General features: G+C 41.4%; 19 protein-coding genes. 9 read left to right on the top strand and 10 right to left on the bottom strand.

Features of this window, described 5'->3' with window-relative positions:
• Positions 1 to 82 precede the first annotated feature (82 nt).
• The 5 genes from BP861_RS09970 to BP861_RS09950 form a co-directional block, all read right to left on the bottom strand.
• Positions 83 to 1,048: a DMT family transporter gene (locus tag BP861_RS09970; protein WP_292374865.1), complete on the bottom strand. Its 966-nt coding sequence runs from the start codon at positions 1,046 to 1,048 to the stop codon at positions 83 to 85.
• Positions 1,049 to 1,190: 142 nt separating this feature from the next.
• Positions 1,191 to 2,858, bottom strand: coding sequence for an adenosylcobalamin-dependent ribonucleoside-diphosphate reductase (locus tag BP861_RS09965; RefSeq protein ID WP_292374864.1), 1,668 nt, complete (start codon positions 2,856 to 2,858; stop codon positions 1,191 to 1,193).
• A gap of 325 nt (positions 2,859 to 3,183) precedes the next feature.
• Positions 3,184 to 3,651 (bottom strand): peptidylprolyl isomerase, encoded by a 468-nt coding sequence (locus BP861_RS09960; protein WP_292374894.1) that lies wholly within the window; start codon positions 3,649 to 3,651, stop codon positions 3,184 to 3,186.
• Positions 3,652 to 4,154: 503 nt separating this feature from the next.
• Positions 4,155 to 4,388, bottom strand: a complete 234-nt coding sequence (locus BP861_RS09955; RefSeq protein WP_292374862.1) for a hypothetical protein — start codon at positions 4,386 to 4,388, stop codon at positions 4,155 to 4,157.
• A 134-nt stretch (positions 4,389 to 4,522) separates the two neighbouring features.
• On the bottom strand, positions 4,523 to 5,032 hold the full coding sequence (locus tag BP861_RS09950; RefSeq protein WP_292374860.1) for a thioredoxin family protein: 510 nt from the start codon (positions 5,030 to 5,032) through the stop codon (positions 4,523 to 4,525).
• A gap of 815 nt (positions 5,033 to 5,847) precedes the next feature.
• Between BP861_RS09950 and BP861_RS09945 the strand changes: the two genes are divergently transcribed.
• Positions 5,848 to 6,405 carry a hypothetical protein gene (locus BP861_RS09945; RefSeq protein WP_292374859.1) on the top strand — a complete coding sequence of 186 codons (558 nt, stop codon included), beginning with the start codon at positions 5,848 to 5,850 and terminating at the stop codon, positions 6,403 to 6,405.
• A gap of 330 nt (positions 6,406 to 6,735) precedes the next feature.
• Here BP861_RS09945 and BP861_RS09940 read toward each other — a convergent pair whose 3' ends face one another.
• Positions 6,736 to 7,371: a hypothetical protein gene (locus BP861_RS09940; RefSeq protein ID WP_292374858.1), complete on the bottom strand. Its 636-nt coding sequence runs from the start codon at positions 7,369 to 7,371 to the stop codon at positions 6,736 to 6,738.
• A 427-nt stretch (positions 7,372 to 7,798) separates the two neighbouring features.
• On the opposite strand from BP861_RS09940, the gene BP861_RS09935 reads away from it, so the two are divergent.
• From BP861_RS09935 to BP861_RS09900, 8 genes are all read left to right on the top strand, one after another.
• Positions 7,799 to 8,602: an indole-3-glycerol-phosphate synthase gene (locus BP861_RS09935; RefSeq protein ID WP_292374856.1), complete on the top strand. Its 804-nt coding sequence runs from the start codon at positions 7,799 to 7,801 to the stop codon at positions 8,600 to 8,602.
• Positions 8,603 to 8,819: 217 nt separating this feature from the next.
• Positions 8,820 to 10,088 (top strand): tryptophan synthase subunit beta, encoded by a 1,269-nt coding sequence (gene trpB, locus BP861_RS09930; RefSeq protein WP_413788522.1) that lies wholly within the window; start codon positions 8,820 to 8,822, stop codon positions 10,086 to 10,088.
• Between the two features lies 1 nt (position 10,089).
• Positions 10,090 to 10,881: a tryptophan synthase subunit alpha gene (gene trpA, locus BP861_RS09925; protein WP_292374855.1), complete on the top strand. Its 792-nt coding sequence runs from the start codon at positions 10,090 to 10,092 to the stop codon at positions 10,879 to 10,881.
• Positions 10,882 to 11,007: 126 nt separating this feature from the next.
• Positions 11,008 to 12,108, top strand: coding sequence for an anthranilate phosphoribosyltransferase (trpD, locus tag BP861_RS09920; RefSeq protein WP_292374853.1), 1,101 nt, complete (start codon positions 11,008 to 11,010; stop codon positions 12,106 to 12,108).
• Positions 12,105 to 12,821, top strand: coding sequence for a phosphoribosylanthranilate isomerase (locus BP861_RS09915; protein ID WP_292374852.1), 717 nt, complete (start codon positions 12,105 to 12,107; stop codon positions 12,819 to 12,821). The genes trpD and BP861_RS09915 overlap by 4 nt, the downstream gene beginning before the upstream one ends.
• Positions 12,808 to 14,487 (top strand): anthranilate synthase component I, encoded by a 1,680-nt coding sequence (gene trpE / locus BP861_RS09910; RefSeq protein ID WP_292374851.1) that lies wholly within the window; start codon positions 12,808 to 12,810, stop codon positions 14,485 to 14,487. The genes BP861_RS09915 and trpE overlap by 14 nt, the downstream gene beginning before the upstream one ends.
• Positions 14,488 to 14,520: 33 nt before the next feature.
• Positions 14,521 to 14,673: a hypothetical protein gene (locus BP861_RS09905; protein ID WP_292374850.1), complete on the top strand. Its 153-nt coding sequence runs from the start codon at positions 14,521 to 14,523 to the stop codon at positions 14,671 to 14,673.
• Positions 14,670 to 15,272, top strand: coding sequence for an aminodeoxychorismate/anthranilate synthase component II (locus BP861_RS09900; protein ID WP_292374849.1), 603 nt, complete (start codon positions 14,670 to 14,672; stop codon positions 15,270 to 15,272). Before BP861_RS09905 ends, BP861_RS09900 begins: the two co-directional genes overlap by 4 nt.
• A 44-nt stretch (positions 15,273 to 15,316) precedes the next feature.
• Here BP861_RS09900 and BP861_RS09895 read toward each other — a convergent pair whose 3' ends face one another.
• The 4 genes from BP861_RS09895 to BP861_RS09880 form a co-directional block, all read right to left on the bottom strand.
• Positions 15,317 to 16,069 carry a hypothetical protein gene (locus BP861_RS09895; protein ID WP_292374848.1) on the bottom strand — a complete coding sequence of 251 codons (753 nt, stop codon included), beginning with the start codon at positions 16,067 to 16,069 and terminating at the stop codon, positions 15,317 to 15,319.
• 597 nt (positions 16,070 to 16,666) lie between these two features.
• A complete protein-coding gene (locus BP861_RS09890) occupies positions 16,667 to 17,272 on the bottom strand; it encodes a hypothetical protein (RefSeq protein ID WP_292374847.1) in 606 nt (201 codons plus the stop codon).
• 294 nt (positions 17,273 to 17,566) lie between these two features.
• Entirely contained in the window at positions 17,567 to 18,451 is an 885-nt protein-coding gene (locus BP861_RS09885) for a hypothetical protein (RefSeq protein WP_292374846.1), read from the bottom strand.
• Positions 18,452 to 18,762: 311 nt separating this feature from the next.
• Entirely contained in the window at positions 18,763 to 20,265 is a 1,503-nt protein-coding gene (locus BP861_RS09880; protein WP_292374845.1) for a NosD domain-containing protein, read from the bottom strand.
• Positions 20,266 to 20,280 lie beyond the last annotated feature (15 nt).

The following is a 20,280-nucleotide window of genomic DNA, read 5'->3' as shown; positions in this document are numbered from 1 at the left end:
GGGAAATAAGAAGGAAAGATAAAGAAAAGAAAGAGAAAAAGGAAAAAGAAGAAAAAGGAAAGATAAGCTCAAAGGTAAAATCTTATTTACCCTGTGCCCTTAAAACCGGTTTTTTCCTGACAACGGCCCTTTTGTTAATGGCTATTTTGTCCCGGAAAACTAATTTTTTCAGTGAAACCGAATTATCGAAGCTTATTACAATTGCCGCAGCAAGGATGAAAATACAACCAGTAATCATCCCGCTGTGAATCGGGCTTCCGAGTACCGTGTAGTCAAAGAATATGCAGGAAACCGGCTCAAGGAGAGTAAGGATACTGCCCGTAATAGCGCTCACGCCTGTTACACCCCTTATATAAAACACTGCCCCGATACCTGTAATCAGTACCCCAAAGAGTATAAGGACTGGAAGGTTTGTGGTCAGCACATCCCGTGGAACGGAAAATGCAAAGGGTGAAAGGAAGAACAGGCTGATTGCACTCTGCCAGAAGAGTTGGGTAAGCCCGTTGTATTCATCTCTGAGATAGCGAACCGAGATTATTACGCCGCTGCTAAAAAGCCCTCCTGTAAGTCCGAAAAGCACTCCTTTAAGATAATTACTGCCAAATTCAAGCTGTTCGAAACCTCCTTCCGGCCTTGTTACATAGAAGACTCCTATCAGGCCAAGGAAAAGAGCAAAAATAGTTTTTCCTGTGTTCTTTTCACCCAGCAGCAGAGGGGCAAGAATAGTCAGATAAATCGGATCCGTATAAAGCAGCAGAACGGCTGAAGAAGCTCCGAGATAACGAATTGCCGAATAATAAAAAAACATTTGAAAAACATACAATAATCCTAGAAGAAGCAGGTACTTCTTCTTTCTTTTTAGAGAGAGTTGGCTCAAATTCCCGGAAATTGCAAGATAAAATAAAACGGCTGTGAGTCCGAAGAATATTCTGTAGAAAATAATTGAGCCTATGGACATGTCTTCCAGATGTTGCATGTAGATTCCGACGGTACCGTAAATGATGCAGGCTATTAGCAGTTCAAAATAATGTTTATAAGCTTCAGTCATAGATTATTTAGAGTGATTAAATGTATATATATTTTTAGTAAGATAACACTTTGTAATATTTATTATACTGTTGAAAACACAGATTTATTTAGAGGCTCCAAATTCAATTTTGAGATCACAAAAGGTTTTTAGAGTCTCAGATTCAGTTTTGAGATTTTTGTAGGCTGAGTACCACATGCTGCCTGCTTCCTGTCCTGTAGATAGTAAGCCCCTTTAGCCCCTGTTTCCAGGCATAAATCAAAGCCTGTTTGATATCTTCTTTTACTGCGGAACCAGGCATATTGATAGTTTTCGAAATTCCAGCGTGGCAATGCCGTTGAAATGCGGCCTGCATATCAATATGAGCCTTCCAGTCAATATCAAGTGCGGACCTGAAAAGCTGCTTTTCTTCTTTGCTTACAAGTTTCGGATTTTCCATATTCTGCAAGGTACCGTATTTATAGACATGTTCAAGAAGCCAGTTATAGTCAGCTTCCGGCATTTTCGATTTGAAATGTGTTTTAAAAAATGGGTGAACAAGCATAAACTCCCTGCCTACGGTATGGGTCCGCCTGTATACCCAGCTGAAAACAGGTTCAATTCCTGCCGAACAACCGGCAAGAATGCTGATCGTACCTGTCGGAGCAACTGCGGTTAATGCAGCATTCCTCATAGGAAGTTCCCACATGGAGTCCTCATATTCCGGAAAAGCCCCTTTTTCCGAAGCAAGCTTTCTTGATTCTCGGATTGAAGCCGAAGTAACTTGCTCCATAACTTTTTCCGCAAGCTTGAAGGCTTCCTGTGAGTCATAGGGCAACCCAAGTTTCAGAAGCATATCATGAAAGCCCATTACCCCAAGCCCTACTTTACGGGTCATTTTGGTTGCAGCCTCAATCTCCGGAACAGGATATATATTTTTATCAATTCCATTGTCAAGAAAGCGGGTAGCTTTTCCGGCTACTTCCCTGAGAAGGTCCCAGTTTATTTTTCCATCCGTAACAAAAAGAGAGAGATTTATGCTGCCTAGGTTGCAGGCTTCGAAAGGAAGAAGCGGTTCTTCCCCGCAGGGGTTTGTGGCCGAGATATCACCAAGTGCAGGCGTGAAGTTATCCCTATTTATGCGGTCATAAAAAAGAATACCAGGTTCGCCATTTCTCCAGATTCCATCAAGAATTTCGGAAAATATGCACCCGACCGTCACGCCTGTTTGCCGATTCCAAACCTCACCAACCTTATTTGCTTCAATAAGTTCCATGAAAGCATCAGGAACCATAACCGAGAGATTAAAATTGCTCAATTCTCCTTCTACATGCTTTGCCCTGATGAAAGAAAGGATATCATTGTGGGAAATTTCAAGGATGCCCATATTGGCACCTCGACGCCTTCCAAACTGTTTTACGACCTCAGTTGCCTGATTAAAAAGTTTCATGACAGCTACAGGACCACTCGTTACGTCGTCACCACAGGGGCTGAGAGGACTATCAGAGCATATTTTAGAGAAATTAAAACCTGTACCTCCTCCGGTTTTCTGAATCAGAGCTGCGGTTTTAATCGAATTGAAGATTTCCTCAACTTTGTCCTCCACAGGAATTACAAAACAGGCTGCAAGCTGTCCAAATTCGGTGCCCGCATTCATGAGCGTGGGCGAGCTAGGAAGAAAAATCTTTCTTATCATGAGATCTTTGAAATCGACATACTCTTCCTCAGTTACTGCAATTGCCTTTGCAACTCTCTCGCAAACGTCCTCCCAATCTTTTTCCTTCTCACGCAGATACCTGACTTTAAGAGTCTCACTTGCCAGAAAATCCAATCCCTCTTCTGTTTCCCACACAAAAATCTCTTCTCCTGTGAACATTCAGCAGGCTTCAGTCTCCGATAAAAGAAATTATATTCTTATTAGGCGGGATTTTTTATCATTGTATCCGAAAATGTGATCAGAAATGATAATCAGAACTAGTTGTCAGAAAGAAGGATTTAGAAACTACATAGAAGAAATCATCAGATTTAAAGATTAAAAATAATAAACAAGGATAAAAAAGGAAAGTAGAAAAATAGAAAGTAGAAAAAAATAAAAAACGTAAAAAATAGAAAGGTAGGAAAATGAAAAAATAAAAGGCAGGAATTATCCTGAAGTTTATCCTGAAGTATAAGAAATTTCAGACCAGTTCAGCTTTTATGATTTTTACTTCGGTTTTCGGGCGGTCTTGGCGGTCAGTTTTCACTTTTCCTATGGAATCCACAACATCCATGCCATCCACCACTTTTCCAAAGACAGGATGCATCCTATCGAGATAATTATTGTTCACAAGGTTGATAAAGAATTGGCTTCCACCTGTATTCGGGCCTGCGTTTGCCATGGATAGGGTACCCTTGTCGTTCCGGTTATGGCTCGTGAATTCATCAGGAATCTCGTAGCCTGGTCCACCCATGCCTGTGCCTGTCGGGTCTCCGCCCTGGATCATAAATTTGTCAATAACCCTGTGGAAAATAACTCCGTCATAGAAGCCCTTCTCCACGAGTTTTGCGAAATTTCCCGCTGTAATCGGCATGTCTTCAAAAAGCTCGATTGTTATATCACCCATAGTGGTATGGAGAACCACTTTCTTTCCTTTCCATACAGCCATTGCTTTTCCTCTGCCAGTCATACAATTTTATTTTTATTTTCGCCTGTCTTTTTGTCGGCTTTTCGTGCACTTTATGCTTACCTTACATGTAAATGCTTCGCTACCCGAATTTCGCTTCGGGAGCACGAAGCCCTTTTCGCTCACTTCGTTCGCTCAAGAGGGCTGAATTATAATGAAGATATTTAGCTGAGTCAGGAGAGCAGATTTATGATTATCAAAAACTGACTTCCAACGCGATGAAAGGCTCATTTATTTGAGTTCCATTTTGGGCTACGCGTCATACCTTTTAAAAAGGCTTATCACAAACTTTCAAGAAAAGTTTGATCAAAACCCGAAAGCGAGACGGCAAAAGTCTATTTTTAGAATTAATCAATAATTTATGGACAGGACTAAAATGGATAACATTATACCGTGATGCAAAATTATGAAAAAATGAATTTTACTGCGAGAAATGGGTTTATGACTGAAATAATTACGTGAAATTTGAAAATGTATTTTTTACCTCACCACAAGCCAATCAATTTTAGAGAATACAAAAACATAATTCCTGACAGGATATTGAGTGCTACAAGTTGACCTTTCCTTTTCTTCCATCTTTTTACCATGATATGGTTTACCCAGTAAGCCATCGAAGTAGCCAGCATCCCAACCACGAAAGAAACAAAAACATCAGGGAGCCCAAAAATTTTACTGAGAATAAACCCAATACCTCCAACCACACACACTGGACAAACCATACTATCCTCTTTGGTCTTGATCTGAAACTCTGGGATTTATCTTAAACTTTAATTTCCGATTTTTATATTCAGACTTTAAGATTTTCCGTTTTTATATTAGGACTTTAAGATTAAGTCTATTAGTCACATGCTTTTCATTTGGATTTGTTTTTCTCCTGTTGAATGACGGCAAGATCCAGGACTTTTTTAAACATTTCTTCATCAGTGTCATTTCGTCCAACAAACCTAGCCTGGGATATATCCGTGCTGACATTCCCATTCTCTTGCATATAGACATATGTTCCATTTTCAATGCCAACAATCACAAAGGAGTAAGGAATAATTTCTACATCGAAATAGTATCCAAGTTCAGGACTTTTGTCTACATCTACGGACGCAATAGTTGCTTTTCCTTGATATTTTGCTGCTAGTTCTTTAAGGACGGGCTTTAAAGACCGGCACTCTGGGCACCATCTAGCTCCTATTTTCACAAATACAGGAGTTTTCTGAAGGGACGTGTTTATCTGCTCCAGTTGGGTTATAACAACAACATTATTATCCGCACTTATTCCAAAGTTTGTGGAATTATTCTGGGAGTTTTCATCACATCCAGCCGTAAAGAGTACTGACACAAGCAAGATCAGTAATATAACTGATTTCTTCATGTTAGCCTTCCATTATATTCACTATTATACGATTGATTCTTGTACGATTGATTCTTAAAATCCGTTGATGTAAATTTATCAGTGACAATTACAATAATTAACTTTTAGAATCATTTTGACGTCTCTGTATATAGAAAATAATAAACCTAAATTTATTTTCATAAGAGGCATAAATGTATACAACTAGAGAATAAATAAAAATAGCCGAAGAATTTATCCTTATCATAAAAATTTATGAAAATTATATAATCTATTAAATTTTGTTGACGTTGTTTTCAGGGTATACCTAATATTGTCTCTATATTGTCTCTAGCTTTTTGTTCCTCGATTCGGTGAGGATAGAATATACTTCATTGACATTGTTTAAGGAAATTTCTTGCCTGAGTGTTTATCTTTTATAGACTATAATTTAAAAAATGGGAATTGATGTTGTTTATTGACCCAGCGCTGAAAGCATCATTTACTGTTCTTTAATCCAATTTGAGTGCATTTATAGTCTTATATAGTCCTCGCTTTTTCTCCATTTGAAAAAGGCTTGCAATTCCTTACTTTCCTTTATTCCATAGTTTACAGTTCATTTCACTAAAAATACAGCTGCAAAACAGTAATTTCGGGCATAATTCCTCATATTTGTGCAAATCTTCCATAGAGCACATTTTTCTTAGTATTTTAGTCCTAAGAATTTTTTGGTAATTTATTCCTCTTCATGAAGGTTCTCTACCTGCTTGAATAATTTATATGAAAGATTACATTTTTATAGACAATTCAGTGTATTTTTATTGGGAAGTAGTTTTACTAAACTGCAAAAAGTAATTGTGGGGGAAATTATTACGAAGAAACTAGATATTTTTCACCTGAGGATAGCTACAAGCCTTTTGATTGTGCTTTCAGCTCTTCTAATTTCATTAGCATTAACTGAGGAGGCAGATGTCAATTTAGAAGACGAAAAAGATAAAACAGATTTCGCATCAATGTATAATGAAACTGAATTAATTGATCAGGAAATAGGCCTGAACTTCCGGTTTCTTATATCCATGCTTCAAATGTTTGACCTTAACCTCATAAACGGGACCCTTAACTCTCGTGTCGAGGAATACCCATCTCTGCAGCCTACAATCGAAGGGACAGAGGCAGGCATAGCAACAGCGGATTCTATACTCGATGTATTGGAATCGAATCCTGAAAACTTGAGTGAGATGAAAGAGTCCCTGATCTCCTTAAATGAAAATATGGCACAGCTTAATGCAAGCCTCAAATATCCAGACAGCATGATCAAAGCTGCCAACTCAACCATTGGAGAGCCTGAGAGCACCACACCTATGATTGTGGATATGTTCAAAAGCTTAAAATCAATGACAGAAATTCTTGAGTGAAACTTCGACATTAAAATCAGAGGAAATTACTAAACTTGTGGGCCTATTAAGCAAATTTAGATAAATATTCAGATTGATGCTGATTATTTTAAGCCGATATTCCTGTCGGCAGATTAATTTTGTTTTTGGCGATCTGCAAGAAAAACTACGATCGTGAATCTTCTTGAAAAGAAATACAGTTAAGGTTCAAAATATGGATTTTTATAGTTAAAATGCCCAGAAAGGACTGTAACCATATAAAGTACATTAACTCTACAACACAAAATAGAAAAATTCAAAAGCTTTCTGAGTTAGGTAAGGAAAATTGCCTTTTCAAGCTTCAGCCGCATGTTAATCAATGAACTCTTCTAACGAATCGATAAATGACTCTAATTTTCTTCTCACCTCATCCAAATTATGCTTCCCTTCCATGCGCCACATCTCATGGTCCTCAAAATCGTACAATATTGATAGTGGTAACGTATTTTCGTCGTATTTGCTTTTTCTTTCCGGGCAATTTCCCACACTTACAACTTCAACAAACAGCGCATTGTTAAATTTTGGTTCTGTCATCAATAGTTCATGCATGAAAAAGATTAAGTCCTGGCTGTCCTTGTTGCTGGTGGATTTTATGTTAATCTGATATACCAGTTTGTTGCCATAGTACGAAAACAACAGACGCTGCAAGACGGTATTTATTGTCTCATCAGGGTGGATTTTCGCTTCATTGAGTCTGTCATGAAGATTCTGCGTGATTCTCACATTTTCCGTAGTATGCGAGATTTCCGGAAAACTCCTTTTCCTGCCGTTAATGATGAACCAGTAACTACCGTTTTCATGTATAAGCTGGCAGGTGTCATCGTATCGAGCTAGTAATTTTGTAATTATCGTGCTCTTAGACTCCCACGCACTATCACTATTTTTATCTCTACAAAAGTCGAGGGCTTCGTAGAGTTCAGCACTAACTTTAATGGTCTTTGTTTCCACGGGTGAACCTCAATCTGGAGCATACATCTGGTTAATATATAAATAACGTTCGCCATGGCACTCAAGTAAGCATCAGTGAAATGAGCTAGCAGAAACTTAACTGATTTGCAGGCATTTCATCTGCTGTTTGATGATCTTTGATTGGGAACGTCAGAATAGTAGTTATTTTATTATTTTTGTTTTATTATTTTCGCTTGCTAATCTTCACAAGTAACACATTGCATGGAAAAGTATGAAGAAAAGGCACGTTTCAGGTACCCGAAATAAGCTTAATTGAGCGAATGGGTTTATCTTTTTTAAAGGGAAAATTTTCAATGATTTCATTCAAGGAGTTTGCTGTGTCTGTTCATCCTCCTTATCCAAAACCTATTTATACAAAGCACGTCATTAGACGTTGATGTACATAAATATACGTTAGTGGTAAATAATGAACTCTTCAATTCTTCATATCCTCAACACAACAAAAACCCGTATTCAGGCTTTAGGGCCACAGATATACCGTGAAGGCCCGGGGATGAAATTTGAGAAAAGGGATTTTTTCTCAGTGGTAGAAGATGCGAAAGCCGACGGACGGATACCTGTAATTGCAGAGGTCAAGCCAGCATCGCCAGGTAGAACTTTTCGGGACATTCCGCCTACAACGGCTGCAGAGCTTGCATGGGAAATGGAAGAGGCTGGAGCAGTTGCAGTATCGGTCCTGACCGAGCCAGAAGTATTCAGAGGTTCACTTGAAAACCTGGATGCAGTTCGAAATGCAGTATGCTTGCCTGTCCTGAGAAAAGACTTCATTATTGATAGGGTACAGCTTGAAGAAGCTCAAAGTGATCTTGTGCTTCTGATTGCAGATATTCTTGAGGAAGAACTCGGAGAGTTCGTAGAGCTTGCCCTTGAAAAAGGATTTGAGCCTCTAGTAGAGGTTCACAACAGAAAAGAACTCGATTTAGCTCTGGAAACGAGTGCCAGATTAATAGGAATAAATAACCGAGACTTTGAAACCCTCAAAATCAATCTCGGTACTACAGAAGAGCTGGCTCTCCTTATAAGGGAATGTGACCTCGATCACGGGACCAAGCATCTTATAATAAGCGAAAGCGGGATGAAAAATCCTGGAGATGTCAGACGAGTAATCCAGGCAGGTGCAGATGCCGTGCTGATAGGCTCTGCGCTTATGGAAAGTGCTTCTGTTTTTGATAAAACGAAAGAATTCGTCCAGAGCGCTGGTTGGCGTTAATAACTGTTTTTTCAGACTTTTCGGAGCTTTCAACCTGCTGGACGGGATGAAAAATCCACTCAAAATTGACTCAAAATTGACTCAAAACTCATTCAAAATTCATTCAAAATTACTCAAAACGAAATTTTGCTTCAATAACGAGACCAAAAACTGTGCTTTCAGGCACGATATCAGGTCATGTTACAGGTTATATCAAAAAGATAAGGGAGTAATTGAATTGACAGAAACTAAAGTTTTAGAATTTCTTACAAAAGACTCATGTTTAAATGAGCTCTCAGGTTCGAAAATTGGTGAGACAGGCCAGGTAAAAGGAAAATACGGGAAATACGGAGGACAGTACGTACCCGAAGTGCTCATGCCGGCTTTAGAAGAACTGGAAGAAGGATACGAGCGATATAAAAACGATCCCGGATTCCTTGCCGAGCTTGACCATTATCTGCGAGATTTTGCAGGCAGAGAAACACCTCTCTATTTTGCCCCGAATCTGAGCAAAAAATACGGGTCAAAGATTTACCTTAAAAGGGAAGACCTTGTGCACGGAGGAGCCCACAAGTTAAATAATGCCATAGGGCAGGCCCTGCTTGCAAAATATATGGGGAAAACCAGGCTTATAGCCGAAACAGGTGCAGGGCAGCATGGGACTGCAACGGCTATGGCAGGGGCGAACCTCGGGTTTGAAACTGTTGTATACATGGGGGCCAAGGACGTCAAAAGGCAGCAGATGAACGCCTACCGCATGAAACTCATGGGCACTGAAGTAAAACCCGTGGAAACCGGCTCAAAAACTCTTAAGGATGCTATTAATGAGGCTTTCAGGGACTGGGTCACTAACATAGGAAATACGCATTACCTTATAGGCTCGGTTGTGGGGCCTCATCCCTATCCTGTAATAGTAAGGGATTTCCAGAGCGTTATAGGGCGAGAAGTAAAGGAACAGATTTTGCAAAAAGAAGGGCGTCTACCTGACTCTATTATTGCCTGTGCAGGAGGCGGAAGTAATGCAATGGGGATTTTCCATCCATTTGTCGAGGATAAGGAAGTCAAACTGATTGCTGTCGAAGCCGGAGGAAAAGCCCTGAAATGTACGGAAAAAGCCGCTCTTCACTCGGCCTGCCTCTGTGCAGGAGAAGAAGGGATCCTGCACGGAGCAAGAACAAAGGTTCTGCAGGATAAAAATGGGCAGATCCTTGAATCCGAATCCATCTCAGCAGGACTTGACTACTCAGGAGTAGGGCCTGAATTAGCTTACCTGTCCGAAAGCGGTCGGGTTACAGCCCGGTATGCGACTGACAATGAAGCCCTTGAAGCTTTCCATGAACTGAGCAGGCTTGAAGGGATAATTCCTGCACTGGAATCTTCCCATGCCCTTGCTTACCTGAAGAAAGCATCTGAAGCCGGAGAATTGGGAGAGGTAGTGGTTGTAAACCTGTCTGGAAGAGGAGATAAGGATCTGGAAACAGTCTTGAGCCTGAGAGGAGGAATCTGAGATGGAACGGCAAAAAATCTCCGAAAGATTCTCCGAACTCAGGGAGAGAAAGGAAGGAGCCCTGATTTGCTACATAATGGCAGGAGACCCGTCCACAGAAAAAACCGGGGGAATTGTAAAGGCTCTGGTGGATGGAGGCGCAGATATCATAGAACTCGGTTTTCCCTTTTCAGACCCTGTAGCGGACGGCCCGACCATCCAGGTCGCAGGCCAGAGGGCACTTGCAGCCGGTATGGACACAGAGCGTTATTTTGAGCTTATTAAAACTCTCGATGCAGGGATTCCCCTTGTTTGCATGACCTATTACAACCCTGTGTTCAAGTATGGGGTGGAAAAATTTGTAGCACAGGCTGCTGATGCTGGAATAAGTGGATTGATAGTACCCGATATCCCGGTAGAAGAAGCAGCTGACCTGAAAAATAACTGCGAAAAACATGGGCTTGATCTGATTTTTCTCATCGCACCCACAACAACCGAGATAAGGGTCCAGAAAATTCTGGAAAGAGGCTCAGGTTTCCTTTACCTTGTCTCAAGGCTTGGGGTCACAGGAACTAGGGCGGATGTCTCGTCCTCGACCAGAGAGCTGCTTTCCAGAATAGAAACCGAGATTCCGAAGGCTGTGGGATTCGGGATATCTACAGGGAAGCAGGCTGCAGAAGTTCGAGAGGCAGGAGCGGATGCGGTCATAGTTGGCTCGGCTTTTGTCAGGATTATAGAGGAAGGAAAAGACGTAAACGAAAGGCTGGAAGCCCTTGCAAGGGAATTAAAATCCGGTATCAGAAGAGCCAGTTGAAAGAAAAGATCCGGAAAAATCAAGAACGCAAATAGTTGCGCGTAAAAACTTGCACGTAAAAAGTTGCGAAAATTTTGAGATAAATCGGAAAGGGAGAAACCAGGAATTAAAGGGAGGAAGGGGAAAATGCAGAGATACATTCAAAAGCTGGAAGAGGGACGTGATCTAAGCCCCAAAGAAGCTGAAGCTGCAGTAGACAAAATCCTGAGTACTGCAAATGATGAAGAGATCGGGGCATTTCTGCTTGCTATGAGGGCAAAAGGTGAAAAGCCCGAAGAAATTGCAGGCTTTGTAAGGGGAATGAAGAAAGCTGCAAACACAATCCAGCCCAATACTCCGTTCAGGCTTGTGGATACCTGTGGCACAGGAGGAGACGGCCTTAATACCATCAATATCTCGACCGCAGCCGCAATTGTTACTGCTGCTGCAGGCGTCCCTATAGCCAAGCATGGAAACCGGGCTGCCACTTCAATGTCAGGGAGTTCGGATGTGCTTGAAGCCCTGGGAATTAAAATTGATCTGGAACCCGAACCTGTCAGGCAAACAATCGAAGAGATAGGAATAGGGTTCATGTCGGCTCCAATTTTTCACCCAGCTATGAAGAGAGTTGCAGGGATAAGGAAAAAACTCGGAGTCCGCACAGTTTTCAATATTCTAGGGCCGCTGACCAACCCTGCGGGCGCAAAAGGGCAGGTGATAGGGGTCTTTGATAAAAAACTCTGCGAACCAATAGCCCATGCTCTTGCAGAACTTGGGACCGAGCATGCCCTTGTTGTACACGGAGACGGAATGGATGAGATCACAAATACGGGTGAAACCTATGTTGCGGAGTTAAAAGACGGCAAGGTTTCAACCTATATGTTGACTCCAGAAACTTTGGGCATGCTGCAGGCAAATCCAGGGGATATAAAGGGAGGCACTCCAAAAGAAAATGCAAGAGACCTGCTGTGCATTTTCAAAGGCAAGAAAGGACCAAAAAGAGACATAGTAGTCCTGAATGCGGCTGCAGCCCTTTATGTAGGCGGTATAGTGGGTTCTATCCGGCAAGCAATTCCTATTGCCGAAGATGCCATTGACAGCGGAAAGGTTATGGTAAAATTCAACCAGTTCAGGACTTATACTTCAGGATTTTACAGACAGAAAAATAAGGGCAGTCTTTCGATAAAAAGCATTGCGATGCGCTCCGGAACTTCCTTATTAAGCCCTGCCTCGGGAGAGAGGGCATGACAGTGAAAGTAAAAACAAGAACAAAAATCTGTGGAATCCGCAGCCCTGAAGAAATCGAAATAGCAGCTCTTTACGGAGCCGATGCAGTTGGGTTTATCACGGAGGTTCCTGTCGAAAGCCCTAGAAAGCTCGATTCCGAAACCGCTGCCTACCTTGTGTCCAGAGTTCCTGAAATTCTGAGTTCAGTACTTGTTATCATGCCTGAGAACGCGGATAAGGCCGTGAAACTGATTGAAAAGATAAAACCCGATATCGTACAGATCCACTCCAGGCTGCCCCTAATCGAACTTGAAATAATAAAAGAAAAAACGGGCATACCAATCATAAAAACTCTATCCGTACCTGCACAGGGAGAAACTTCAAGCGAGAAGCCGAGAAATCAGGATTCGGTCTCAAGCCTGCTTGAAGAGGTAAGCCTTCTGGAAGAATCCGAGATTGTAGATTCTATCCTGCTTGATACGGCCAGGCCTGAAAAGCCAGGAGGCACAGGCTATGTACATGATTGGACCCTTAGCCAGCGAGTCTCAGAAGAAACGCGGCTTCCCCTGATCCTTGCAGGCGGGCTTAAACCTGAAAACGTGCGGGAAGCAATCAGGGCTGTTTCGCCTTATGCGGTGGACACGGCATCCGGGGTTGAGATCTCCGGGAAAAAAGATGCTGCAAAAATCAAAAGTTTTATTGAAGAAGTGAGGTGTGCCAATGCTTTCCTTTGACTTGGGAAAAGAGGAATTCAAAGATCTTGCTTCTGGAATAGGCCAGCCAAGCTTTATCCAGCTCCTTGCAAGAATCGATAATGTTACCTGTTCTCCCCTTGAACTTTACCGCACCCTGCGGACCTCAGGAACTTCAGGCTACTCATACCTGCTGGAATCCGTAGAAAAACAGGCAACTCGGGCGAGATACTCTTTTGTTGGAAATGACCCTGATGCCGTAATTAAAATAAGTGACAGGAAAATTTCCCTTGAACTCCTGAACCCCAATGCTTTACCTTTTTTTGAAGAAATTCGGTCGAAAATCAAAGAGGCCTGCGGGAGTGAAACCATAGAGGAGGAGAATCCAGAGGAAGAAAACTCAGAACTGGGAAGCGTAAAATTCACGGCTCCGATTTCTCAAGGAAAAGATGCTTTTGATGCCCTTCGCCTAGCTTTTCCTCCTGCAAACGGGATGGGAATCCTGAATGCTCAGCGCTTTGACAGGCAGACTTTTCTGGGCGGGGCTATAGGCTATACGGCTTATGATGCTATTTATGACAGCTGGCTTGGGGTTGAAAAAGGCTTTGAGTCAGAGATTCCCGAACTACAGTACCTTCTTGTTTCGAAAACCTTTGTGTTCGACCATCTGACTGAAGAAGTATATATCGCGATCACTCCCTTTGTAATTCCGGGTTCGGATGCCGGAAAAATCTATGAAGAAGCTCTGCTGGAAGCCGAGAAGCTCTGCTCCATACTGAAGGAGGCTGTCCTTTCAGAAAATTCAATAGAAACAGCAGTATCAGGCTCATCAAGCTTCTCAGATTCATCAAGCTTCTCAGGCTCATCGAGCTTCTTGGGCTCGTCCTTTTCGGATTGCAGCACTGGAAAACAGGAATTTGAGGAATCGGTAGTCCAGGCAAAAGAGCACATTTTTGCGGGAAATATCTTCCAGGCAGTCCTTTCCAGAAAGCGCGAATTCAGGCTTGAGCAGTCACCTTTTGAACTCTACACACATCTCCGGGCAATTAATCCTAGCCCTTACATGTATATCTTTGAGTTTGGAGACCTGGCAATTGTCGGGGCAAGCCCTGAGACCCTGCTGACGGTCCACAAAAGAACTGTTATCATAAACCCGATTGCAGGAACCTGCCCCCGTGGGAAATCCGAAGCCGAGGATGAAGCCTTTGCTTCGCATATGCTCCACGATGAAAAAGAAAGGGCTGAACATGTAATGCTTGTTGACCTCGGGAGAAATGATGTCCGGATGGTCACGGAAAGCGGCTCGGTAAAGGTTTCCGAATTCATGAAAGTCCTGAAGTATTCTCATGTCCAGCATATAGAAAGTACAGTTTCAGGAACCCTGAGGCCTGAGTGTGATCAGTTCGATGCTTTCAGGGCGGTATTTCCGGCAGGGACACTTTCTGGAGCTCCGAAAATTCGGGCTATGGAGATTATCTCCGAACTTGAAGCCTTTCCGAGAGGAATTTACGGCGGGGGAGTAGGATACTACAGCTGGAACGGGGACGCGGATTTTGCGATCGTGATTCGCACGGTCATTGTACAGGGTAAGAAAGCTTCAGTACAGGCCGGAGCAGGAATTGTAGCCGATTCCGATCCTGGTTATGAATTTAGGGAGACTGAACGCAAGATGGCAGCAATGCTTGCGGCTATCGGCTTAGAGATTTAAAGCCTTTTGCAAAACAATTTTGGGGTGGAATAGATGAAGAGAAGATTGTTAAGGGATATTTCACGAGAACGAGATCCAGTAGGCAGTATTCCCAGGAAAGGAGAGATTAAAAGAGGAAGGCGAAAAAAAGGAGTAAGAGAAGAAAGAACAAAAGAAAAAGTGATATTAGGGGGTATTTTCAGATGAAAGTGGTCTTTATAAACAACAAAGATTCATTTGTATGGAATCTCGTAGATTACATATCTTATTTCGAAAAAGACACTCTGGTACTTCCCAATACGGTTTCCCTGGAAGAACTGCGGGAGATTAAGCCTGATGCTCTGGTTATTTCTCCAGGCCCGGGAAGTCCTTCAGACTCCAGAGATATAGGAAATTGCCTGGAAATTATAAGGGAACTGGGCAGGGAAATTCCCCTTCTTGGAGTCTGCCTCGGACATCAGGCAATCAATGTGGCTTTCGGCGGCTTGGTCCGAAGAAGCAAAGTCGGGCCAGTGCATGGAAAAAGTTCGAAGATCCTGCACAAGGAATCTGCACTCTTTTCAGCCTTTGACAGCCCATTTGAAGCAGGACGTTATCATTCCCTTGAAATTGGCGAGCCTGCACCCGGGATAAAAGTTACTGCCAGGGCCGAGGATGGGAGCATTATGGCTGTAGAGCATGTTCGCTACCCGATATATGGCCTGCAGTTCCATCCAGAATCCGTACTTACTCCCAATGGGCTGAAAATAATAGAAAACTTTTTGGATGTTTCCAAAAACTATAAGAAAAGACAGCCGGCTGTGTAAGCAGCCAGACGTTTTCCCGGAGAATTTATTTCTGATATCCAAGTTCATTTTTCCTTTTTGGCAGCCTCAGTTTCAGGTTCCTGCTCTTCATTATCTCCTTCTTCTTCAAAGAACTCCTCTTCTGTGAATTCCTCGTTAGGCTTGACCGCATAACCTACAGGCTGAAGGTTTTGAAGTTCTGAATATTGACTTACAGTCTGGGCAATAAGCTGAGGATATTTTTCAATCTGTTCCCTTGTAACAAACCCTGAGGCTTCTGAGTATTCTATAATTTCTTCTCTGGCTTCTTTCGCATCCTCAGTGAAATCTTCAAGCTGCTGCCTGTTTGCAATATAGGCCATTTCCTCAAGTGCCATGGTCGTCCACAGGGTTACAACCTCCATTTTCTTTTCAACAGCACCCAGACCTATTATCCTAAGAGTGTCAAGCGCGATTTTTGCAGACTCAAGCATCTGAAACTGTACTGCTCCTTTTCCGATTTCCTGTGCAGCTTTCGAAAAAGACCACATCACATTGGAGAAATTCTTATCGAGTGCAACTTCAGAAAGGGAGTTGATGTCATTAAGAACTGTGGACGCAACGTTCTCGATCTTTTTCTGAATGGCCTTATTGCCAATATTCCGGAGTGAGATAACGACTCTCTTTAAATCATTCTCTGAATTTGATTTGAGCAACTCTTCCCCAAATTCCCGAAGGTACTCAACATATTGGAGCGCATCATACTCATTCTGTTCTCTTATTGCTCGTTCTCCAGATTCTCCAAGTTCAATAGCCTTTTGTTCGTTCAGTGAGAACATATTAAAACCCCTTTCCATTAAAATCCATTAAATATCTCGGATTTTAGGAATTTAGGTATTTATATAGGCATACTCAGATATTAGTCTTCCTATAATTTTCAAAATATATCGAAAACTTCAAGGTTGTTATTCCAGAATGAGTTTTTAAATGTCTGGGTCCGAATGAAGAATAAAAAACGGAGAATAGAAAGTAGTCTAAATTTGCTTATAGATTTCAGATTTGCTTATAGATTTCAGTGATGTTTTCATTATAAAGTAAAATAGAAACTGACCCGAATTAACAACTTATCCACAAAATAGAAAGAGTTAAATACATTTTATACATAAAATATATCATATGAGTAAAAAAAACTCACTCAGGATTTCTGGCATATTTTCCTGCGTGAGTAAAATCAAACCTACAAGGTAGGGGGGAGGGTTCAACTCCTTACCTTCCTCCTACCTGAACAATTGTGTTGTGTTCTAAACATAAACTAAACATAGACGGTAGATATAATCACTTCACAATCACTTCACTTTGAAACCTCAAGCTTTTATCATGAAAGGAAAAAATTGCTTAGTAGGAATACTTTAGTAATTTATTTAAAACTTATGGTTTCAAAAAAGAGGAAAATTTTCAAATAGTTGCCGAGCACTTATTACAGCTTCGCCAAGACCTGCTTCTTTAGAGCATTTTCCAATATCCCTGACAAGAAAAGCGAATTCCTGATTGAGAATTCTCAGGTCCTTTTTTGAGCTTATGGAAAAAGTATAGATTTCCTTCAAGAAAACCTGGCTTAAAATGACTTCTTTTTCCATTCCATTTCTTGCAGCTTCTTTTCCAACTTCCTTCAGAGAAATCGCTACAAGTAAAAGAGGAATTAGCTTATCTATACTGGCGAGCCTTATTCCAAAAGCTTTAAGGGCAAGAGCAATCTCAAGCACGGTTTCATTGCCATTGTTTCTTGCCATTTCTTGTCCAATCAGTCCAAGAGAAACAGCCGAACTAAGCACACCTTCGGTCAAATTCCTATCAGCTGCTTCCAGACCCAGAGATTTTAGGCATGAAATTGCTCTGTGTAGCGTTTCCTCCGAGAATTGGGTAGCAAGTCTGATACCCAGTTCACCTAACTCATCTATTGTCTTGATGAGTTGAGTTTCTTCCCATGCCTCAGTTACCTCAAAACCAAGTTCAAGAAGAGAAGTCATTTCTGTTAAAAGCAAAAATTTGCCTCCATCTACCAGCTACTGATAAAGGCTTAGGAACTCACAAGACATTATCTTTCCCATTTTGTGCTACATGATCCAAAAACCAAGCGATAAATCGAAATATGGGAAGATGAAAAATAAAAATTAAATGCCAGGTTAAAACCAGACTGTCGACAGGAACGAAGTGTTTATTATGTAGAGATTTTGCTTAAATCAGCTGGTTTACATAAGCAGCTGGGTTAGATAAGTTGTTTTACATAAACAGCTGAGTTAGATAGATAAGCTTTAGATAGTCTCTCACTCCTGAATTTATAGATTAGATTGAATTTTTTCCTGAAGGGCTTTTATTTCCCTGAATTTCTCCACTTTTTCCTCGGAATCCGTATAGCCGGCATTTGCAAAATTTTCTAGAGCCAGTTCAGCTACAATTGAAGAATTGTTTAGAAGCTTTTCTTCAGCCTGAACCCGCAAGGTTTCAAGTGCCCACTGACATTGCAAAACCGCATCACTAAGTTCCTTCTTTTTAGATAGTTTTCCAATTTCTTCTATGGAAAGTGCTGTTGAACTCAGGGCTTCGTCAAAGTAGCTCTCAGCTGCAATCTTACCTATTTCCTCAAGCAAAAGCAGGGCACTTACAGTCTCAAGCTCAAGACTCTTTGCTGCAGATTTTTTCCCAATTTCTCCCAGGCAGGTTACTGCATTGAGCACAACGTCCTGCATACCTCGCCTGGCAGCAGAGGTTCCAATCTCTTTAAAAAGTAAAGAAAAGGCAATTGTCTTTTCCTGTTCCCACTCTTCTGGGGAAAAGTTCCAGATTTCCATAAGGGTTGTAGCAGCTACCTTTGAACCGGCTTCAAGTGAATGTGAAGCCGCAGCTTCTCCCAGTTTTCCTATTGCTATAAAAGCCCTGCTCAGGGCGGACTCAAGTCCTTTATCTGCTGCTACTCTTGCCAGTTTCCCTAGAGATAGGATAGAATTAATTGTGACAAGCTCCATCTCTCTCTCTGCAGCTACCTGTGCGGCGTTCTCAATTGATAGAATAACTCTCTCGGCATCTGCCTCTTCGTTCTCAGAAAGGAAGTCTGCCGCAATTCCTGTAAGGGAATCAAGGGCCTGAAAAGCTTTGCTCTCATCTCCTCTATCAATTGCAGATAAACTTACTTCAACTGCTTCTGCCTCGTTTAATATAATCATTCTTTTTGCCTCTCTTTAACACATCAACAAGCTTCAAGTCTTTCCCTGCAAATTTTTAATTGTTGACTGTATGTTTCTGTTGTCAATTTAAATTTTTGCGTAAGGAATAAGACCTGCAAAGGAAATAGAGTCTGGTTTACTCTATGAAGTTACGAGATTATTAGTGTTACTATTTTGTAACCGAGGCAGTTCATTTAAAAATATCATCCGTTTTTTTTGCGGAGAGCCGATTTTGAGGTAAAGTATAAATAATAAATATAAATACAAAATATATAAGTTAGAAATAAAAAATATATAAGTGAGCAGCTCTCTTATCTGGACTTTCTTTTTTCTTCGTAGGCAAGAGCATGTTTCAGAACGTTTTCATACACCTCTTTATTCTCTAATCCGACAATTCTTGCTCTGACTCTATCAGTAGTAATATTTCCATCCTGCTGCATGTAAATGTACTCTCCATTTTCAATGCCCATAATTACGGTAGAGTCAGGAATATAGCCTACATCAAAATAGGTTGCAAGCTGGATGTTTTTGTTCATATTTATGGACATAATCGTAACGTTCTCTCCGTATTCGGCTGCAAGCTCTGCAAGAATAGGCTTCATAGACTGGCAGGCTCCGCACCATTCAGCTCCGAGTCTCAAAAATACCGGACCTTCCATAAGGGATAGGTTTATTTGCTCTAGTTCGGTTGTCTCGACAACAACGCCTTTTTTCAAGGTACTCGAAGGTTTCACAGGGTACATTTTATTAAATAGAACCAATAAAGTATTGCCATTAGCGCTCAAAGCATCGGAACTATTGCTTGAGGAAATCCTATTTGCCATAGGCATATAATCTATAACCCCAGAAGTCTGGTTTATGACGTACTGATTATCTAGTATACCATTTCCATCAGCATCTGCTCCTGTATAATTATTCCAGAAATTACCTGCCGAACTGCTATTCCAGACGTTATTTCCCTCGTCTATGGCATTCAGGAAGTTAATAAATTCATTTTCGTAGAACGAATTATTTGATGAATCACTTAGATACACGCCAATGCCGTTAAGGTACAGGTTGTTATTGGTAAAAAGATTGGATCTTGCTGCTTGGCCACGAATTCCATGTTCGTTTTTCAAAATGAGATTATAGGCAAGCTTATTTCCCTGGGATATTCGAAGGAGCATGCCTACTTCATTTGAACTTGCAGTATTGTTAACAATGGTATTGTTAAAGGAATTATTTAGCGAAATTCCCTGCTTATTTTTCATGACCAGATTTTTTGACAGAATATTCTCCCCTGAATTGTCAAGCGTAATTCCCTCATTACTAAGACTTACAAGGTTTCCATTGAGATAGTTGTCTTGAGAATTTCTGAGAATAATACCCGGATCAGTTAGTATCACCGTATTGTTATTTAAAGAGCAGTTTCGCACGCCTTCAAGGTAAAGCCCGGCCTTCCCATGTATGTCCTTTCCGGAAGGAACTCCTACAATATAGAAACCGTTTATTGTCACGTTTCCTGAACTGATGCTGAAGACAGCATTGTCAGGCACCTCAGCTATAATATAAGTACGGTTAATCTGGCTATCTGAAAGAGGTGGATACGAGAGAATTGTAAGTTCCTTATTTACTTTTATATTTTCCCGATATATTCCAGGGCTTACAAGGATTGTATCTCCATTCTGTGCATTATTGACAGCTTCCTGGATCAAAGTATAGTTTCCTCTCCCACTGTTATTCACGGTAATAACCGCAGCTTCGGCCAGGGTTGCTGCTGTCCCGAGCATAAAAAGGAAAACTATGAGAATAACCTGAAATGTCTCCCCTGTCACGAACTAATAACCCCC

The organism is Methanosarcina sp. UBA411 (assembly GCF_002495725.1).
Classification (GTDB): domain Archaea; phylum Halobacteriota; class Methanosarcinia; order Methanosarcinales; family Methanosarcinaceae; genus Methanosarcina.
Note: the sequence above shows the minus strand (reverse complement) of the source record. Positions and strands in the feature narration are given on the sequence as shown.

What these genes read in the sequence shown, in the direction of transcription:
- BP861_RS09970 (WP_292374865.1), bottom strand. Translation starts at nt 1,048, where the DNA reads ATGACTGAAGCTTATAAACATTATTTTGAACTGCTAATAGCCTGCATC.
- BP861_RS09960 (WP_292374894.1), bottom strand. Translation starts at nt 3,651, where the DNA reads ATGGCTGTATGGAAAGGAAAGAAAGTGGTTCTCCATACCACTATGGGT.
- BP861_RS09955 (WP_292374862.1), bottom strand. Translation starts at nt 4,388, where the DNA reads ATGGTTTGTCCAGTGTGTGTGGTTGGAGGTATTGGGTTTATTCTCAGT.
- BP861_RS09950 (WP_292374860.1), bottom strand. Translation starts at nt 5,032, where the DNA reads ATGAAGAAATCAGTTATATTACTGATCTTGCTTGTGTCAGTACTCTTT.
- BP861_RS09935 (WP_292374856.1), top strand. Translation starts at nt 7,799, where the DNA reads ATGAACTCTTCAATTCTTCATATCCTCAACACAACAAAAACCCGTATT.
- trpA (WP_292374855.1), top strand. Translation starts at nt 10,090, where the DNA reads ATGGAACGGCAAAAAATCTCCGAAAGATTCTCCGAACTCAGGGAGAGA.
- trpD (WP_292374853.1), top strand. Translation starts at nt 11,008, where the DNA reads ATGCAGAGATACATTCAAAAGCTGGAAGAGGGACGTGATCTAAGCCCC.
- BP861_RS09915 (WP_292374852.1), top strand. Translation starts at nt 12,105, where the DNA reads ATGACAGTGAAAGTAAAAACAAGAACAAAAATCTGTGGAATCCGCAGC.
- trpE (WP_292374851.1), top strand. Translation starts at nt 12,808, where the DNA reads ATGCTTTCCTTTGACTTGGGAAAAGAGGAATTCAAAGATCTTGCTTCT.
- BP861_RS09905 (WP_292374850.1), top strand. Translation starts at nt 14,521, where the DNA reads ATGAAGAGAAGATTGTTAAGGGATATTTCACGAGAACGAGATCCAGTA.
- BP861_RS09900 (WP_292374849.1), top strand. Translation starts at nt 14,670, where the DNA reads ATGAAAGTGGTCTTTATAAACAACAAAGATTCATTTGTATGGAATCTC.
- BP861_RS09895 (WP_292374848.1), bottom strand. Translation starts at nt 16,069, where the DNA reads ATGTTCTCACTGAACGAACAAAAGGCTATTGAACTTGGAGAATCTGGA.
- BP861_RS09885 (WP_292374846.1), bottom strand. Translation starts at nt 18,451, where the DNA reads ATGATTATATTAAACGAGGCAGAAGCAGTTGAAGTAAGTTTATCTGCA.